A 14496-nucleotide genomic window follows, 5' to 3' on the forward strand; every position below is an offset into this window, starting at 1 on the left:
TCGTCCTCCAATGGCTCATAAAAAGGGTGCGTCCAGCTCGCGTAACGGCCGTGATTCCGCGGCCCAGCGACTCGGCGTGAAGCGCTTCGGTGGTCAGGTCGTCAGCGCGGGTGAGATCCTCATCCGTCAGCGTGGCACCAAGTTCCACCCCGGTGACCTGGTCGGCCGTGGTGGCGACGACACGCTCTTCGCGCTGTCCGCCGGCTCGGTCCTGTTCGGCACCAAGCGCGGTCGCAAGACCGTCAGCATCGTACCGGCGCAGCAGTAGTTCGAAGGCGTTGCGGGCCGCGGACCTCAGGTCCGGGCCCGCTTCGCTTTTTCTCGTGCGGGGCGAGCCTCGCTGGAAGGATTGACGACGTGACGACGTTCGTGGACCGGGTCGTCCTGCATCTGCAGGCCGGTGACGGCGGGCACGGCTGTGTCTCGATCCACCGGGAGAAGTTCAAGCCCTTCGGCGGCCCGGACGGCGGCAACGGCGGGCACGGCGGCAGCGTGACCCTGGTCGTCGACCCGCAGGTGCACACCCTGCTCGACTTCCGCTTCCACCCACACGTCAAGGCCGACAACGGCAAGGGCGGCGCGGGCTCGAAGCGGGACGGTGCGAACGGGCGCGACCTCATGCTCAAGGTGCCCAACGGCACCGTCGTGCAGACCCCGGACGGCGAGGTGCTGGCCGACATGGTCGGCGCCGGCACGGCCTTCGAGGTGGCCCGGGGCGGTCGGGGCGGTCGGGGCAACGCCTCGCTGGCCAACGCCCGGCGCAAGGCCCCCGGCTTCGCCGAGCTGGGGGAGCCCGGCGACCAGCTCGACGTGGTGCTGGAGCTCAAGAGCGTCGCCGACGTGGGACTGGTCGGCTTCCCGTCGGCCGGCAAGTCCTCGCTGATCTCGGTGATCTCCGCGGCCAAGCCGAAGATCGCCGACTACCCGTTCACCACGCTGGTGCCGAACCTGGGTGTGGTCCGGGTCGACAACCACACCTTCACGGTCGCCGACGTGCCCGGCCTGATCCCGGGAGCGGCCACCGGCAAGGGCCTCGGGCTGGAGTTCCTCCGGCACATCGAGCGCTGCGCGGTGCTGGTGCACGTGATCGACACCGCCACCCTGGAGCCCGGCCGGGACCCGCTGGCCGACATCGACACCCTCGAGGCCGAGCTCGCCGAGTACGGCGGGCTCACGGACCGGCCCCGCATGGTCGCCCTGAACAAGATCGATGTGCCGGACGGCCGGGACCTCGCCGAGATCGTCCGTGCCGACCTGGAGGCCCGCGGCCTGCGCGCCTTCGAGGTCTCCGCGGCCACCCGCGAGGGCCTCAAGGAGCTGATGTTCGCCATGGCGGAGCTGGTCGAGCAGGCCCGCAACGCGGCCCCGCCGACCGAGCCGACCCGGATCGTCATCCGTCCGAAGGCGGTCGACGACGCCGGCTTCACCATTGAGGCGGACCCGGACGGGTCGTTCACAGTCCGGGGCGCCCAGCCGGAGCGCTGGGTACGGCAGACGAACTTCGACAACGACGAGGCAATTGGGTACCTGGCCGACCGCCTGGCCCGCCTGGGCGTCGAGGACAAGCTGGCCAAGGCGGGGGCGAACCCGGGCGACCTGGTGCGGATCGGCTTGCGCGACTTCGACTGGCAGCCCACCCTCTACGCGGGTGTCGACTTCGTCCCGGGCAACCGGGGCACCGACGTGCGTCTGGAGGAGAAGTCGAGTCGGGCCTCGGCCTCCGATCGGCTCGCCGCCCGCAAGGCCCGCCGGGTGCGGTCGGCCGACGAGGTGGGGGCCGACGCGGCGGACGACGAGCCTGCCGACGACTTCGACGACGACCTCGACGACTAAGCGCCGGCCGGGGCGTCCCTCGGCGGTTCCACCCAGCCCGCCCCCTTCGGACGTGGCCATGGTCACCTTTGGTGGTGACCATGGCCCGTTCCGGTCGGGCCGTCAACGACACACTCCTTGTGCCTGCGTGCCTCGCGCCCGTGGGCACAGCTGAGCGCGGCCCCGGTCAGGGGCGGTCGATCGGGTTGTCCAGCCGGCCGCCCGTGCCGGCCCGCTCGGAGAGCAGCAGCCCCAGGGCGAGCATGCCGAAGCCGAGCGCCAGGTGCAGCCAGTTGTCCGCGTTGTTGAGCGGGATGAAGTTGGCCGTGCCATGTTCGGCGAGGAACCCGACGGCCAGGCCGTAGAGCCAGAGCCCGAGGTAGAGCGCGCCGCCACCGGCCAGGAAGAGTCGCGCTCCGCCGATGCTGCGGGCCAGGACCAGGCCGGCCAGGCCGAAGACCAGGTGCAGGGCGTTGTGCAGGACCGACACCTGGAACAGGCCGAGCAGCTTTGCCCCCGAGGTGTGCCCGGCGAAGGCCAGGTCGCCGTAGCCGGTGGTGATGCCCGGGATGAAGCCGAGCACGCCGAGCAGGAGGAAGAGCGCGGCCACTGCGACGGCGGCCCGCTGCACCCGGGGCTTCGCCGCTCTGTGCCGGTCACGCGCCATCAATGTCACCCTCCGTGGATCAGCAGGCTCGATCCTCCATTTTCTCTGCGGGCCGACACCTTCCGCAGAGAAATCAGGAATCAGGTGTCGAGTCCCCGCCTAGGGGTAGGTGAAAAGAAGCCGGCGGTATGAACGCCTGCGAAACCCCCCGAAGTGCTACCGCTACGACTTTCTGAGCGGAAGGGACATCATGACCTACGATCTTTCACCCACGACCTCCACGTACGGGCAGGAGTCGAACAACGGCGTCCGGGACCAGGCCCGCCAGGTGGGCTCGGAGGCCGCGCACGCCGGCGGAGCCGTCGCCCAGACCGCCAAGGAGCAGGGCCGCGAGGTCATCGGCGAGGCGAAGCGCCAGGCCCGCGACCTCTACGGCGAGGCGCGCCACCAGCTCGTCGGCCAGACCGGTGAGCAGCAGCGCCGGGCCGCCGGCGGGCTCCGCTCGCTGGCCGACGAGATGCGCTCGATGGCGCAGAACAGCGGCCAGGCCGGCCCGGTGACCGAGCTGACCCACCAGGCCGCCGAGCGGGTGAACGGCGTGGCCGGCTGGCTGGAGGAGCGGCAGCCGGGCGACATCGTCGCCGAGGTGAAGGACTACGCCCGCCGCAACCCGGGCACCTTCCTGGTCGGCGCCGCCGTGCTGGGCGTGCTCGCCGGCCGGTTGACGAAGAGCCTCTCCGCGGTGTCCCACGACACCGGCGGCGCCCACGAGGCGTACCGCTCGACCAACGGCTACGACGACCCGGAGCGGACCGTGGTGATCCCGACCCCGCCGCCGGCCCCGCGCGCCGTGCCGGAGCAGGTCCCGCCGGGTGGCTACCTCGACCCGACCCCGGGCACCTACGCAACGCCCGACGCCGGCTACCCCGACCCGGGCACGAGCACCAGCTACGCCGACCCGGTGGGCGGCACCGGCCAGCCGCTGCCCCCGGTGACCCAGACCGACCCGCTGCCGGGCGTTCCGTCCAGCGGCAGTACCCGTCCGTGAGCGAGCGCGACATCCGAAGGGAGGCGACGGCATGACCGTGCCGACGCAGGATCCCGGAATCAACTCCGGGTACCACCCCGCGGGTGCGCCGCACACCGCGGACGAGGTCAGGGGCAGCTCGCTCGGTGAGCTGCTGCGGCAGGTGAGCACCGACCTCTCCACGCTGATGCGCCAGGAGGTCGAGCTCGCCAAGGCCGAGATCCGTCAGGAGGGCAAGAAGGCGGGCAAGGCCGCCGGTCTCTTCGGCGGCGCCGGCTTCGGCGGCTACATGGTGGCGCTGTTCCTGTCCATCGCCCTCTGGGCCGGGCTGTCCAACGTGATGGACGCCGGCTGGGCCGGGCTGATCGTGGCCGTGATCTGGGCCGCGATCGCCTCAGTCCTCTACTCCATGGCCAAGAAGAACGCCCAGCATGTACGCGGCCTCAGGCAGACCAACGACAGCGTGCAGCAGATCCCCGACGCGCTCAAGCCCCACCCGGAGGGAGTCACCCGATGAGCACCGATCCCGACCAGATCCGCCGGGAGATCGAGGCCACCCGCAACAGCCTCAGCACCGACGTGGACGCCCTGGCGTACAAGGTCAGCCCGGGCCGCATCGTCGACGACCGTAAGCAGCGGGCGCGCACCGCGCTGCAGAATGTGAGGGACAAGGTCATGGGTACCGCTTCCGACTACGGCCACAGCACCAGCTACGCCGCGCACTCCGTGGCCGACCGGGCCTCGTCGGCGGCCTCGACCGTGAGCGACAAGGCGCACTCGGCGGCCTCGACCGTCGGCGACGCCGCGCAGCGGGCCCCGCAGGTGTTGCGGGAGAAGTCCGAGGGAAACCCGCTGGCCGCCGGCCTGATCGCCTTCGGCGTCGGCATGCTGGCCGCCTCGCTGATCCCGGCCAGCCGCCGCGAGCAGCAGGCCGCGACCCAGGTCAAGGCGCGGGCCGGTGAGCACGCCGGTGCGGTGAAGGAGAAGCTCGGCGAGGTCGCCAACGAGCTGAAGGAGGAGCTGCGCGAGCCCACCCGGCAGGCCACCGAGTCCGTCAGGTCCACCGCCCAGGACGCCGTGCACGCGGTCAGGGACGACACGAAGTCGGCCGCGCACGACGTGAAGGACCAGGCCCAGCAGTCCCGCGAACAGGCCCGGTACTGACCAGGCACACCGTACGCCGCAGCTCGCGGCCACTCCCCGGTGCAGGCCGGGCAGTGGCCGCGAGCTGTCGTGTGTGTGGGCTCGTGGGCCCGCCGGGGGCCGGGGCTCGCTAGGCCCCGGACGTCGACGGTGCGGTCCGCCTCGCCCGTAGGGCGCCGGGGGTGTTCGCGGCGCGAGCGAACCGGGCGCCGGCGTAGGGCACGCCGCCGCGCAGCATCCGGTGGACGACGGCTAGCCACGAGCAGGCCCCGCGTTCGAGCAGCCACAGGGGAGCGGCCAGCGCCGCCGTGCGCGGAAAGACCCGCGCCCCGCCCGCCCGGCGGCGGCCCACCTCGGCGAGCGCCACCACGGCCGCCGCTGCGCCGAGCAGCAGACCGGGGCGGCGGGCCGCCAGCGCGGCCACCACGGCGGGCAGCACCGCCAGCGAGGTCACCAGCCGCGCCGGCTGGGCCAGGTCGTCGTACGCCTGGCGGACCCGCTGCCCGCGGAAGTGTGTGGCATCCGGGGGAAGCCGACGCACGTACAGGCCGGGCGGGGCCGCCTCGACGCCCCCGTACGCCCGCATGGTGCGGACCAGCTCCAGGTTCTCGAAGAGCACGTCCGGGTCGTACCCACCCATGGCCACGAAGGTGCTGCGGCGCACGGCCAGGGTGCCCGGCCAGTCCGCGCCGAGTGCCCGGTTGAGCAGGGACCGGCCGGTGTCCCACCAGGCGTGCCAGGGGACCGGGTCGAAGTAGTTCTGCGGGCGGACCAGGTCGACGTCGTCCAGCAGCCGGTGCACGGCGTGCAGTCCCGCCTCGTCATGGCGGACATCGTCGTCGGCGATCACCACATGTTCGTGCCGGGCCGCCGCCACCCCGGTCAGCACTCCGACGACCTTGCCGTTGACCCCGCGTACCGCCGGATCGGGGGCGAGGTGGCGCACCACGCCCCGCCACGCGGCGGCATGCCGGGCGAAGACCTCGGGGGCGGAGCCGTCGACGACGGTGACGTCGACGAGGCGGGCCAGCTCATTCAGGTAGCCGGTCAGCTCGGCCAGCCCGGCGTCGGTGGACCAGCGCAGCGGCAGGACGTACTCGACGGGGAGCCGCCGGGCCGTGCGGACCCGGCCCTCGTCGGCGGGGCCGACCGGCGTCCGGGCCGGGGCGTCGAAGGACACCGTCGCCTCCCGTCCGGTCTTGGCCGCAGTCTCGGCACCGGGTGCCCGCATTCGCCCTGGTCAAACCCGTTGTGGATGCCGCCCCGGCCGGCCAGGTCGCCGCGGTCGGCACCGGCCGGTCCTGGGAGGGGCCAGCGGGTCACCCCGCGGCTGGCCCCTCCCAGGGCGGCGGAAACCTGGTTCGCTGGATCGCGCGTGAGGTGTCGGTCGGCGAGGTGCCGGGCGTCGTTACGCAGGTGCCGGCGGCGGGGCGTCGGTCGGCGGGGACGGGAAGGGGGAGGGGCGCATGCAGGAACAGAACGGGTCGCGCTACTGGCAGGAGCGGCGGGTGGTCGGCGCACTGCGCCTGGGCATGGCGGGCGACGGTGGGATCGCCGGGCCGGGCCGGCCGCTGCTCGCCCCGCCCCGGCGGAAGGAACGGCCCCCGCGCCACTTCACCGTGCACCTCGGCTTCCTCGCCGACGGCGCCGACCTGGCCCGTGAGCTGGCTGTCGCGTACGCCGAAGGGCTGAGCCTGCTCCGCCCCGAGCTGGCCCTCGGCGCCGCCGCGCTCTCCCCGGCCGACGCGTGGCACCGGGCTGAGCGGCTCTTCTGCGGGGCGGTCGGCCCGGATGGCGAACGCTGCGTCGACGTGGCCGGGCATCCCGGTTTCCACCACGCCCCGGGCCCCGGCGGCCTGGGATGGGGCAACGGTGACTGAGGAGCGGGGCCGCCGAGCCATGGCCGCCCGCTGCTCCCGGGCCCGCTCCCGGCGAGGGCGTCCCGGTAAGCGACAGGCGAGCCTGGCTCGGCGGGTGCGTGCCGGCTCAGTCCAGGTCGAACTCGCCGTCCTGGGCGCCGGCGACGAAGGCGTCCCACTCGGCCTGGTTGAAGACGAGCACCGGGCCCTCCGGCTCGGCCGAGTTACGCATGCCGATCAGGTCGTCGACGAAGGCCACCTCGACCGCGCTGTCCGAGGTGTCGCCCTCGGCCCGTTGCCAGACCGCCCTGGACAGGTCGAAGTCGCCCTTGGGGTGCTGACCCATTGTTGGTTCCTCCATTGCGAAGCGTGATGGGAAGCGAGTGTGGTTCCCCATCGGGCAGGATAAGCGGATGCCGAGCCTGAGCCGTGTAGAGGCGACCGCGCGTGGCGCGTTGATTACCGTCGAGTCCTACCAGGTGGACCTCGACCTGACCGGAGGCGGCGAGCGGTTCCGCTCGCACACCACCATCCGCTTCCGGGCGACCACCGGGGCGGAGACGTTCGTCGAGGTCACCCCCGCCAGACTGCGGGCGGTACGCCTGAACGACCGGGATCTCGACCCCGGTTCCCTGGCGGGCAACCGGCTCCCGTTGACCGGGCTCGGCGAGGTCAACACGCTGGTCGTCGAGGCCGAGATGGCGTACTCGAACACGGGCGAGGGGCTGCACCGGTTCGTCGACCCCGCCGACGGCGAGACCTACTTGTACGCCATGTCCTTCCTGGACAACGCCCAGCGCATCTTCGCCGCCTTCGACCAGCCCGACCTGAAGGCCCCGGTCACCCTCGCCGTCACCGCCCCGGCGGAGTGGACCGTCGCGGCCAACGGCGAGCTGGCCGCCACCCCCAGGCCCGGGCGCTGGGAATTCGCCCCGACGGCACCGCTGGCGTCGTACTTCGTCACGCTGATCGCCGGGCCGTGGCACGTGCGTCGGGCCGAGCACGACGGCATCCCGCTGGGCATCTGGTGCCGGCGGTCGCTGGCGGAGCACCTGGACGCCGACGCCGACGAGATCTTCACCGTCACCCGGCAGTGCCTGGACCGGTTCCATGAGCTGTTCGCCGAGCGCTACCCGTTCGGCAAGTACGACCAGGCGTTCGTGCCGGAGTTCAACGCCGGTGCGATGGAGAACCCGGGCCTGGTCACCTTCCGCGACGACCTCGTCTTCCGCTCGGCGGTCACCGAACCCGAGCGCGAGCTGCGGGCCACCACCATCGCCCACGAGATGGCCCACATGTGGTTCGGCGACCTGGTCACCATGCGCTGGTGGGACGACCTGTGGCTGAACGAGTCGTTCGCCGAGTACCTGGGCACCCGGGTCACCGCCGAGGCGACCCGGTTCGACCGGGCGTGGACCACCTTCGCGCTGCGCCGCAAGGGCTGGGGGTACGCGGCCGACCAGCGCCCGTCGACCCACCCGGTGGCGCCCGAGGAGGTCGCCGACGCGGCCCTCGCGCTGCTCAACTTCGACGGCATCTCCTACGCCAAGGGCGCCAGCGTGCTGCGTCAACTCGTCGCATGGGTGGGCGACGAGGCGTTCCTGGCCGGGCTGAACGCGCACTTCGCGGCGCACCGGTTCGGCAACGCCACCCTCGCCGACCTGTTGGGCGCCCTCTCCGCCGCCAGCGGCCGGGACCTGTCCGACTGGGCGGAGCGCTGGCTGCGCCGGGCCCAGGTGAACACCCTGCGGGCCGAGGTGGGCGTCGACGCCGACGGCCGGTACGCCGAGGTGGCGATCGTGCAGACGGCCCCCGCCGCCCACCCCGTGCTCCGCCCGCACCGCATCGGGGTCGACCGGTACGCCGCCGACGGCGTGGTCACCCACGACGAGGTCGACCTCGACCCGGACGCCGACGGAGGACGGACGCTCCTCGCCGGGCTGGTCGGGGAGCCGGCCGCCCAGTTGCTGCTGCCCAACGCCGGCGACCTCACCTTTGCCAAGATCCGCCTCGACCCCTCCTCGGCGGACGCCGTCGCGCTGGTGCTGCCGACCCTGGCCGACCCACTGGCCCGGGCCCTGCTCTGGAGCGAGGCGCTGGACGCGGCCACCGACGGGGAGCGGCCGGTCGCCGGGCTGGTCGGGCTGATCGTCGCCGCGCTGCCCGCCGAGACCGAGGTGATCATTGTCGAGGACGTGCTGCGGGCGGTCCGACCGCTGGTCGACCAGCACCTCGACCCCCTGGCCCGGGAGGCGGCACTGCTCCGGCTCGCCGGGGCCTGCCAGCGGATGCTGGCCGCCGCCGGGCCGGGCGGGTCCCGACAGCTCGCCGCCGCCCGGGCCCTGATCGGCGCGAGCACCGACGTCGACCTGCTGGCCGGGTGGCTGGCCGGGCGGGGCGTCCCCGACGGGCTGGCCGTCGACACCGAGCTGCGCTGGTCATTGCTCGGCCGGCTGGTGGTGCTCGGCGCGGTCGGGGAGGACGAGATCAGCACCGAGGCGGCGGCCGACCCGAGCGCCGCCGGCGCCGAGCGGGCCGCCCGGTGCCGGGCCGCGCTGCCCGACCCGAAGGCCAAGGCGGCGGCGTGGGAGATCGTCGTGCACAACACCGAACTGTCCAACCGGCTCGTCGAGGCCGCCGCCCGGGGGTTCTGGCAGCCCGAGCAGGTCGAGCTGACCGCGTCGTACGTGCCGCGGTACTTCGCGGAGATGCCGGCGGCGTCGATGCTGCGTACCCCCTGGGCCGCCGAGCAGATCGCGAAGGACGCCTTCCCCCGCTACGCCGTGTCGCAGCCCACCCGGGATCTGGCCGCAGCGCTGCTGGCCCGCGACGACCTCGCTCCCGGCCTGCGGCGGGTCCTCATCGACCTGGACGACGACCTGCGTCGGGCCCTGGTCGCCCGCACGGCCGTCGCCGCGGCGGCGGCCTGACCCGGCGGTGCGGACGCCGACCAGGGCCGAAACCGCCGGTGCGCGGCACGGGCCTACGATCTCCGGATGCAGGAAGACTTCCGGCGGGTCGGCATCATGGGCGGCACGTTCGATCCGATCCACCACGGCCACCTGGTCGCGGCCAGCGAGGTCGCGGACCGGTTCGGGCTGGACGAGGTCGTCTTCGTGCCGACCGGGCAACCGTGGCAGAAGGCCGACCAGCCGGTCACCCCGGCGGAGGACCGTTACCTGATGACGGTGATCGCCACCGCCTCCAACCCCCGGTTCCAGGTCAGCCGGGTGGACATCGACCGGGGCGGCCCGACGTACACCGTCGACACGCTGCGCGACCTGCACGCGGAGTACGGCCCGAAGGTGCAGCTCTACTTCATCACCGGGGCGGACGCGTTGGAGCGCATCCTGTCCTGGAAGAACCTGGACGAGATCTTCGAGCTGTCCCACTTCATCGGGGTCACCCGCCCCGGGTTCGAACTGACCGACAAGCACCTCCCCGCCGACACGGTCAGCCTGGTGCAGGTGCCCGCGATGGCGATCTCCTCGACGGACTGCCGGGCGCGGGTGGCCCGGGGGGAACCAGTGTGGTACCTCGTGCCCGACGGTGTGGTGCAGTACATCGCAAAACGGCGGCTCTATCAGCAGTGACCGTGCCTGATATACGCCTGTCCGTCCTGAAAATCGACCAGAACTGACAAGTCGTCACGTCGTCGGGTGTGAGACGCTTGGACGGTCGCATGGTTGATCGAAGGAGAACGGTGTCAGTTTCCGAACGCGCTTACGAGCTGGCGATGGTTGCCGCCCAGGCTGCGGCCGACAAAAAGGCAGAGGACATCGTCATCATCGATGTCGGTGAACAGCTCGCCATCACCGACGCCTTCCTGGTCGCCTCCGCCCCCAGCGAGCGTCAGGTGGCCGCCATCGTCGACGCGATCGAGGAGCGGCTGCTCGAGTTGCCGGAGAAGGCCAAGCCGGTCCGCCGCGAGGGCGAGCGGGGTGGCCGGTGGGTGCTCCTCGACTACCTCGACATGGTGGTGCACGTCCAGCACACCGAGGAGCGGGAGTTCTACGGCCTCGACCGGCTCTGGAAGGACTGCCCGCAGGTCCAGTTCGTCGACCGGGACCTGGTCGCCGCCGAGGCCACCGTCGGCACCCCCGACGCGGAATGACCCGACTGATCGTCTGGCGGCACGGCAACACCGACTGGAACGCCGCCAACCGGGTGCAGGGCCAGACCGACGTGCCGCTGAACGATCTCGGCCGGGAACAGGCGCGGGCAGCGGCGCCGCTGCTCGCGGCGCTGCGCCCCGACGCGATCGTGGCCAGCGACCTGAGCCGCGCCGCCGACACCGCAGCCGCCCTGGCCGCGCTCACCGGGCTGCCGGTGCGCGCGGACGCCCGGCTGCGTGAGCGGCACTTCGGCAGCTGGCAGGGGCTCGCGCTCACCGAGGCGGCCGAGCGGTACCCCGACGAGTTCGCCCGCTGGCGGGCCGGCGACCCCGACCCGGGCGCGGGCATCGAAGGCCTTGACGACCTCGGTAAACGGGTCGGCACCGCCCTCCAGGACGCGGTCGCCGCAGTGCCCGGCGGCACCATCGTGGTGGCCACCCACGGCGGCGGGGCCCGACAGGGCTGCGGCTACCTGCTCGGCTGGGACCACACCGTGCTGCGGACCATCGGCGCGCTGCGCAACTGCCACTGGACCGAACTGCGCGACAACGAGCTTCGGGGCTGGCACCTGCGGGCGCACAATGTCGGCCCGATCACCGGCCAGGCGGCGAACGAGGCAGTCTGACCCACAGGCGCGGGCGGCCGGGGGTCAACATCGGCTACCGTGCCGACATGCCCGTCGCGGTCGTCACCGACTCCACCGCCTACCTTCCCTCCGAGCTGGTGCGGGCGCACCGGCTCACCGTCGTCCCGCTGACCGTGGTGCTCAACGGCGCGGAGGGCCTGGAGGGCGTCGAGACCTTCCCGGCGGACGCCACCCGGGCGCTGGGCGGCCGCCGCGTCTCGGTCAGCACCTCCCGGCCCGCACCGGAGCAGTTCGCCGGGACGTACCGTCGGCTGCTCGACGCCGGCGCGGACGGCGTGGTGTCGGTGCACCTGTCGGCCGAACTCTCCGGAACGGTGGAGGCGGCCCGCCTGGCCGCCGCCGAGGTCGGCGACCGGGTCACGGTCGTTGACAGCCGCTCCGCCGGCATGGGACTCGGCTTCCCGGCGCTCGCCGCCGCCGAGGCCGCCGCCGGGGGTGCCGACCTGCCGGGGGTACGCCGGGCGGCGCTCGACGCCATCGACCGCACCAGCATCTTCTTCTACGTCGACACGTTGGAGTTCCTGCGCCGGGGCGGCCGGATCGGAGCCGCCGAGGCGCTCTTCGGCACGGCCCTGTCGGTGAAGCCGATCATGCACATGCCGGACGGGGCGATCGTGGTCCGGGACAAGGTGCGCACCGCCAGCCGGGGGGTGGCCCGCCTGGTCGACCTGGCGGTCGAGGCCGCCGGCGACGCCGACGTGGACCTCGCCGTGCACCATCTGGCCGCTCCGCAGCGCGCCGAGCAGCTCCTCGCCGCGCTCACCGCGCGGCTCGGCGACCGGCTGCGCTCGTCGTACGTGACGGAGGCCGGCGCGGTGGTCGCCGCCCACGCCGGCCCCGGGCTGGCCAGCGTCGTCGTGCACCGCCGCCCCGGCGTAGCCGACACCGACGAGCGGGCGGCCCGCTGATGCCTCTCTCCGACGCCCCACGCTGCCCGGCCGGCCCGGGTTCGTTCGTCGTGACCGGCGGCGGGGCGTTGATGCCGGGCCAGGACGACGCCCGGTGGCCAGCAGGTGGTCACGACCTGCCCGGATTCCACGCGATTTGCAGGCAGTAATCGCCGTCGATATTGACGTATGGCGACGGCGCGGACAGAATCACGGCACCCACCATGATCCCCCCTCTGGGAGATGCCATGACCCGTCCCATCCTGCCGTTCCTCCGGGCGGCTGGCCGCCTGGCCGCGTTCGCCGTGGCTACCGCCGGTGTGCTGCTCGCCTCCGGCGTACCGGCCAGCGCTGCCGTGCCCACCGGCCGTTACGTGGCGCTTGGCGACTCGTACGCCGCCGGTTCGCTGATCCCCACCCAGGTCGACCTGAACTGCCTGCGGTCGAACCGCAACTTCTCGTCGCTGGTCGCCGCCTCCGCCGGATCGTCGTCGTTCGTCGACGTGAGCTGCTCCGGCGCCACCACCGACGACATCCTCAACGCCGGTGAGGGCGTGCTGGGCATCGCGGTGCCTGCACAGCTCAGCGCCGTCACCGCGAACACGGCGCTGGTCACCGTGCAGATCGGTGGCAACGACATCGGCTTCTCCGGCATCATCACCGACTGCGCGGAGGCGAGCCTGAGTAGCCCGCTCGGCTCGCCCTGCAAGAAGAGCTACACCGCCGGGGGAGTCGACCAGTTGCAGGCCAGGATCACCGCCACGGCACCGAAGGTGACCGCCGTGCTCCAGGCGGTCCACCGGGCGGCCCCGAATGCGCGGGTCGTGGTGCTCGGATACCCGGCGATCCTGCCGGACAGCGGCAACGGCTGCTGGCCGTTGGTTCCGATCGCCTACCAGGACGTGCCGTACCTGCGCGGTATCGAAAAGTCCCTCAACTCGATGCTCGCCAGGACCGCGGCCGCGAACAACGCCACCTACGCCGACGTCTACACCCCGTCCGTCGGCTACGACACGTGCAAGAGCCGCAGCACCCGGTGGGTCGAAGGGCTGATCCCGCAGAATGCCGCTGCCCCGTTCCACCCCAACGCCAAGGGCCAGCAAGGCATGGCCAACGCGCTGCTGGCCAAGCTGAACAGCTGACTTATCCTCCCCACCGGCGGGTACAGACCCCGCCGGTGGGGCCGCCGCCCCGGTGGCGTGCCTCCCGCCACCAAGCCAGCACGTCGGTGCCGTGCCGCTCGGCCATCCAGCCGGCTAGGTGATCCTCCGCCCAGCGCACTGGCGGCACCCGCCGGGCCCGGTGCACGATCCGCACCGTTGGCCGTCGCGGTGCTGCTCCACGCTCCGCCGGCCGCCAGGAACAGGTCCGCGTGGCTGGGTGGTCCGTCGTCCATGTGGTAGCCGGCAACACGACGGTCCTGGTTCACAACACCAACTGCCCGGCCGCATCCAAATATGAGGACATCACTGCACCCGGCGCCCGCATGCTCAACAAATCTACGGACGTGGGTCCCGTGGCCTTCGGGAGGAATCTTGAGGCAAATGGATGGGTCCGCACCGACAAGGGTCCGAACATTATGTATGAGAAGGATGGGGCAAGGTATTTTCTTCGAGGGAAGGCCAACAGCCACGAGGGGTGGACGGCGGACTACTACAAGGCGGGGTCCAAGAAGGCCGATATCAAGATCAGGCTTGGTGATGAGTAGTGGCAGGGGCGGGTCCAATCGTGCTTGATCGCAATGGCTACCTGGATGTTCGATCCCGTAGTGCAGCCACCTTCTTTCTTGATGCCAGGTTGCCTGAACAGGTCTTCAAAGAAGATGTAAAGGACTCGTTGTTCTGTGAGTTCGATGCGGTCCTCACGCCGGAATTTTGGCTGGCGCTTTGCGCGATAGCCCGATGGCATGGCGACGGGCACGTCGAACTGCTGGTTCTGGAGCCGGATTGCGATTCCTTCTACTTTCCGGAGTATCAGATGTACCCTGCGATGTCGTTGTCCGTCGAAGCCGAGGTGGACGACTATTGGGCGGTGATCGGTCACGAGCCGAACGGCGACATCATGGGGTCGATCGCGATCTCTGCTAACGTTATCGCTGTTACCGGACCGTCCGGAAGATGGGGATGCTGGGGCGAAAGGGATCCGGAGGTTGCAGTTTTCCGGGGTTTCCCGAACGCAGCCGCACGGAATGAATGGCGTGCACAGTTCGGGCCTTTCCTGGAGGCGTCAGGCGCACTGGATTCGTATCTCCCGCTGACCTTCGCGGATCGGACCGTCCCTGACGGGTACGCCGCAACCCTGACCGCCACTTATGGACCTCCGGACGTTAGTCGGCCGTGACGTAATAAAGCGTCTCGCCGGAACTTCGGCGGGATTCTTCGTCGGCATCATGGGGACTGA

Annotated in this window: 17 protein-coding genes; 14 read left to right on the forward strand and 3 right to left on the reverse strand. The window is 71.8% G+C overall.

Annotation, left to right across the window (positions count from 1 at the left end; translation table 11 throughout):
• Positions 1–10 precede the first annotated feature (10 nt).
• Together rpmA and obgE are read left to right on the forward strand one after the other, a co-directional pair.
• On the forward strand, positions 11–268 hold the full coding sequence (gene rpmA, locus SNR22_RS12050; RefSeq protein WP_161691815.1) for a 50S ribosomal protein L27: 258 nt from the start codon (positions 11–13) through the stop codon (positions 266–268).
• Positions 269–357: 89 nt separating this feature from the next.
• Positions 358–1833, forward strand: a complete 1476-nt coding sequence (gene obgE, locus SNR22_RS12055) for a GTPase ObgE (protein ID WP_320066617.1) — start codon at positions 358–360, stop codon at positions 1831–1833.
• Between the two features lie 166 nt (positions 1834–1999).
• On the opposite strand, the gene SNR22_RS12060 is transcribed toward obgE, so the two are convergent.
• Positions 2000–2479 (reverse strand): DUF4383 domain-containing protein, encoded by a 480-nt coding sequence (locus SNR22_RS12060; protein WP_320066618.1) that lies wholly within the window; start codon positions 2477–2479, stop codon positions 2000–2002.
• Between the two features lie 190 nt (positions 2480–2669).
• Between SNR22_RS12060 and SNR22_RS12065 the strand changes: the two genes are divergently transcribed.
• The 3 genes from SNR22_RS12065 to SNR22_RS12075 are packed head-to-tail and all read left to right on the forward strand — an operon-like array spanning position 2670 to position 4610.
• Positions 2670–3467 (forward strand): hypothetical protein, encoded by a 798-nt coding sequence (locus SNR22_RS12065; protein WP_320066619.1) that lies wholly within the window; start codon positions 2670–2672, stop codon positions 3465–3467.
• A gap of 31 nt (positions 3468–3498) precedes the next feature.
• Entirely contained in the window at positions 3499–3963 is a 465-nt protein-coding gene (locus SNR22_RS12070; RefSeq protein WP_320066620.1) for a phage holin family protein, read from the forward strand.
• Positions 3960–4610 (forward strand): DUF3618 domain-containing protein, encoded by a 651-nt coding sequence (locus tag SNR22_RS12075; RefSeq protein WP_320066621.1) that lies wholly within the window; start codon positions 3960–3962, stop codon positions 4608–4610. The genes SNR22_RS12070 and SNR22_RS12075 overlap by 4 nt, the downstream gene beginning before the upstream one ends.
• Before the next feature lie 109 nt (positions 4611–4719).
• Here the strand turns inward: SNR22_RS12075 and SNR22_RS12080 are convergent, their stop codons facing one another.
• Positions 4720–5769, reverse strand: coding sequence for a glycosyltransferase family 2 protein (locus SNR22_RS12080; protein ID WP_320066622.1), 1050 nt, complete (start codon positions 5767–5769; stop codon positions 4720–4722).
• 286 nt (positions 5770–6055) lie between these two features.
• On the opposite strand from SNR22_RS12080, the gene SNR22_RS12085 reads away from it, so the two are divergent.
• Entirely contained in the window at positions 6056–6469 is a 414-nt protein-coding gene (locus SNR22_RS12085) for a hypothetical protein (RefSeq protein WP_320066623.1), read from the forward strand.
• A gap of 106 nt (positions 6470–6575) precedes the next feature.
• Here SNR22_RS12085 and SNR22_RS12090 read toward each other — a convergent pair whose 3' ends face one another.
• Complete coding sequence (locus SNR22_RS12090; RefSeq protein WP_320066624.1) at positions 6576–6794, reverse strand: DUF397 domain-containing protein; 219 nt, start codon at positions 6792–6794, stop codon at positions 6576–6578.
• Between the two features lie 67 nt (positions 6795–6861).
• Here SNR22_RS12090 and pepN point away from each other — a divergent pair, with 67 nt between their 5' ends.
• The 8 genes from pepN (at position 6862) to SNR22_RS12130 (ending at position 14436) form a co-directional block, all read left to right on the forward strand.
• A complete protein-coding gene (gene pepN, locus SNR22_RS12095; protein ID WP_320066625.1) occupies positions 6862–9378 on the forward strand; it encodes an aminopeptidase N in 2517 nt (838 codons plus the stop codon).
• A 66-nt stretch (positions 9379–9444) separates the two neighbouring features.
• A complete protein-coding gene (gene nadD / locus SNR22_RS12100; RefSeq protein ID WP_320066626.1) occupies positions 9445–10041 on the forward strand; it encodes a nicotinate-nucleotide adenylyltransferase in 597 nt (198 codons plus the stop codon).
• A 110-nt stretch (positions 10042–10151) separates the two neighbouring features.
• Positions 10152–10562: a ribosome silencing factor gene (gene rsfS / locus SNR22_RS12105; RefSeq protein WP_320066627.1), complete on the forward strand. Its 411-nt coding sequence runs from the start codon at positions 10152–10154 to the stop codon at positions 10560–10562.
• Positions 10559–11188, forward strand: coding sequence for a histidine phosphatase family protein (locus SNR22_RS12110; protein ID WP_320066628.1), 630 nt, complete (start codon positions 10559–10561; stop codon positions 11186–11188). Before rsfS ends, SNR22_RS12110 begins: the two co-directional genes overlap by 4 nt.
• 47 nt (positions 11189–11235) lie before the next feature.
• Positions 11236–12117: a DegV family protein gene (locus SNR22_RS12115; RefSeq protein WP_320066629.1), complete on the forward strand. Its 882-nt coding sequence runs from the start codon at positions 11236–11238 to the stop codon at positions 12115–12117.
• Positions 12118–12344: 227 nt separating this feature from the next.
• A complete protein-coding gene (locus tag SNR22_RS12120; protein WP_320066630.1) occupies positions 12345–13238 on the forward strand; it encodes an SGNH/GDSL hydrolase family protein in 894 nt (297 codons plus the stop codon).
• A 230-nt stretch (positions 13239–13468) separates the two neighbouring features.
• On the forward strand, positions 13469–13804 hold the full coding sequence (locus tag SNR22_RS12125) for a hypothetical protein (RefSeq protein ID WP_320066631.1): 336 nt from the start codon (positions 13469–13471) through the stop codon (positions 13802–13804).
• A gap of 20 nt (positions 13805–13824) precedes the next feature.
• Positions 13825–14436: a hypothetical protein gene (locus tag SNR22_RS12130; protein ID WP_320066632.1), complete on the forward strand. Its 612-nt coding sequence runs from the start codon at positions 13825–13827 to the stop codon at positions 14434–14436.
• Positions 14437–14496 lie beyond the last annotated feature (60 nt).

This window comes from Micromonospora sp. RTGN7 (assembly GCF_033804645.1).
Taxonomy (GTDB): domain Bacteria; phylum Actinomycetota; class Actinomycetes; order Mycobacteriales; family Micromonosporaceae; genus Micromonospora.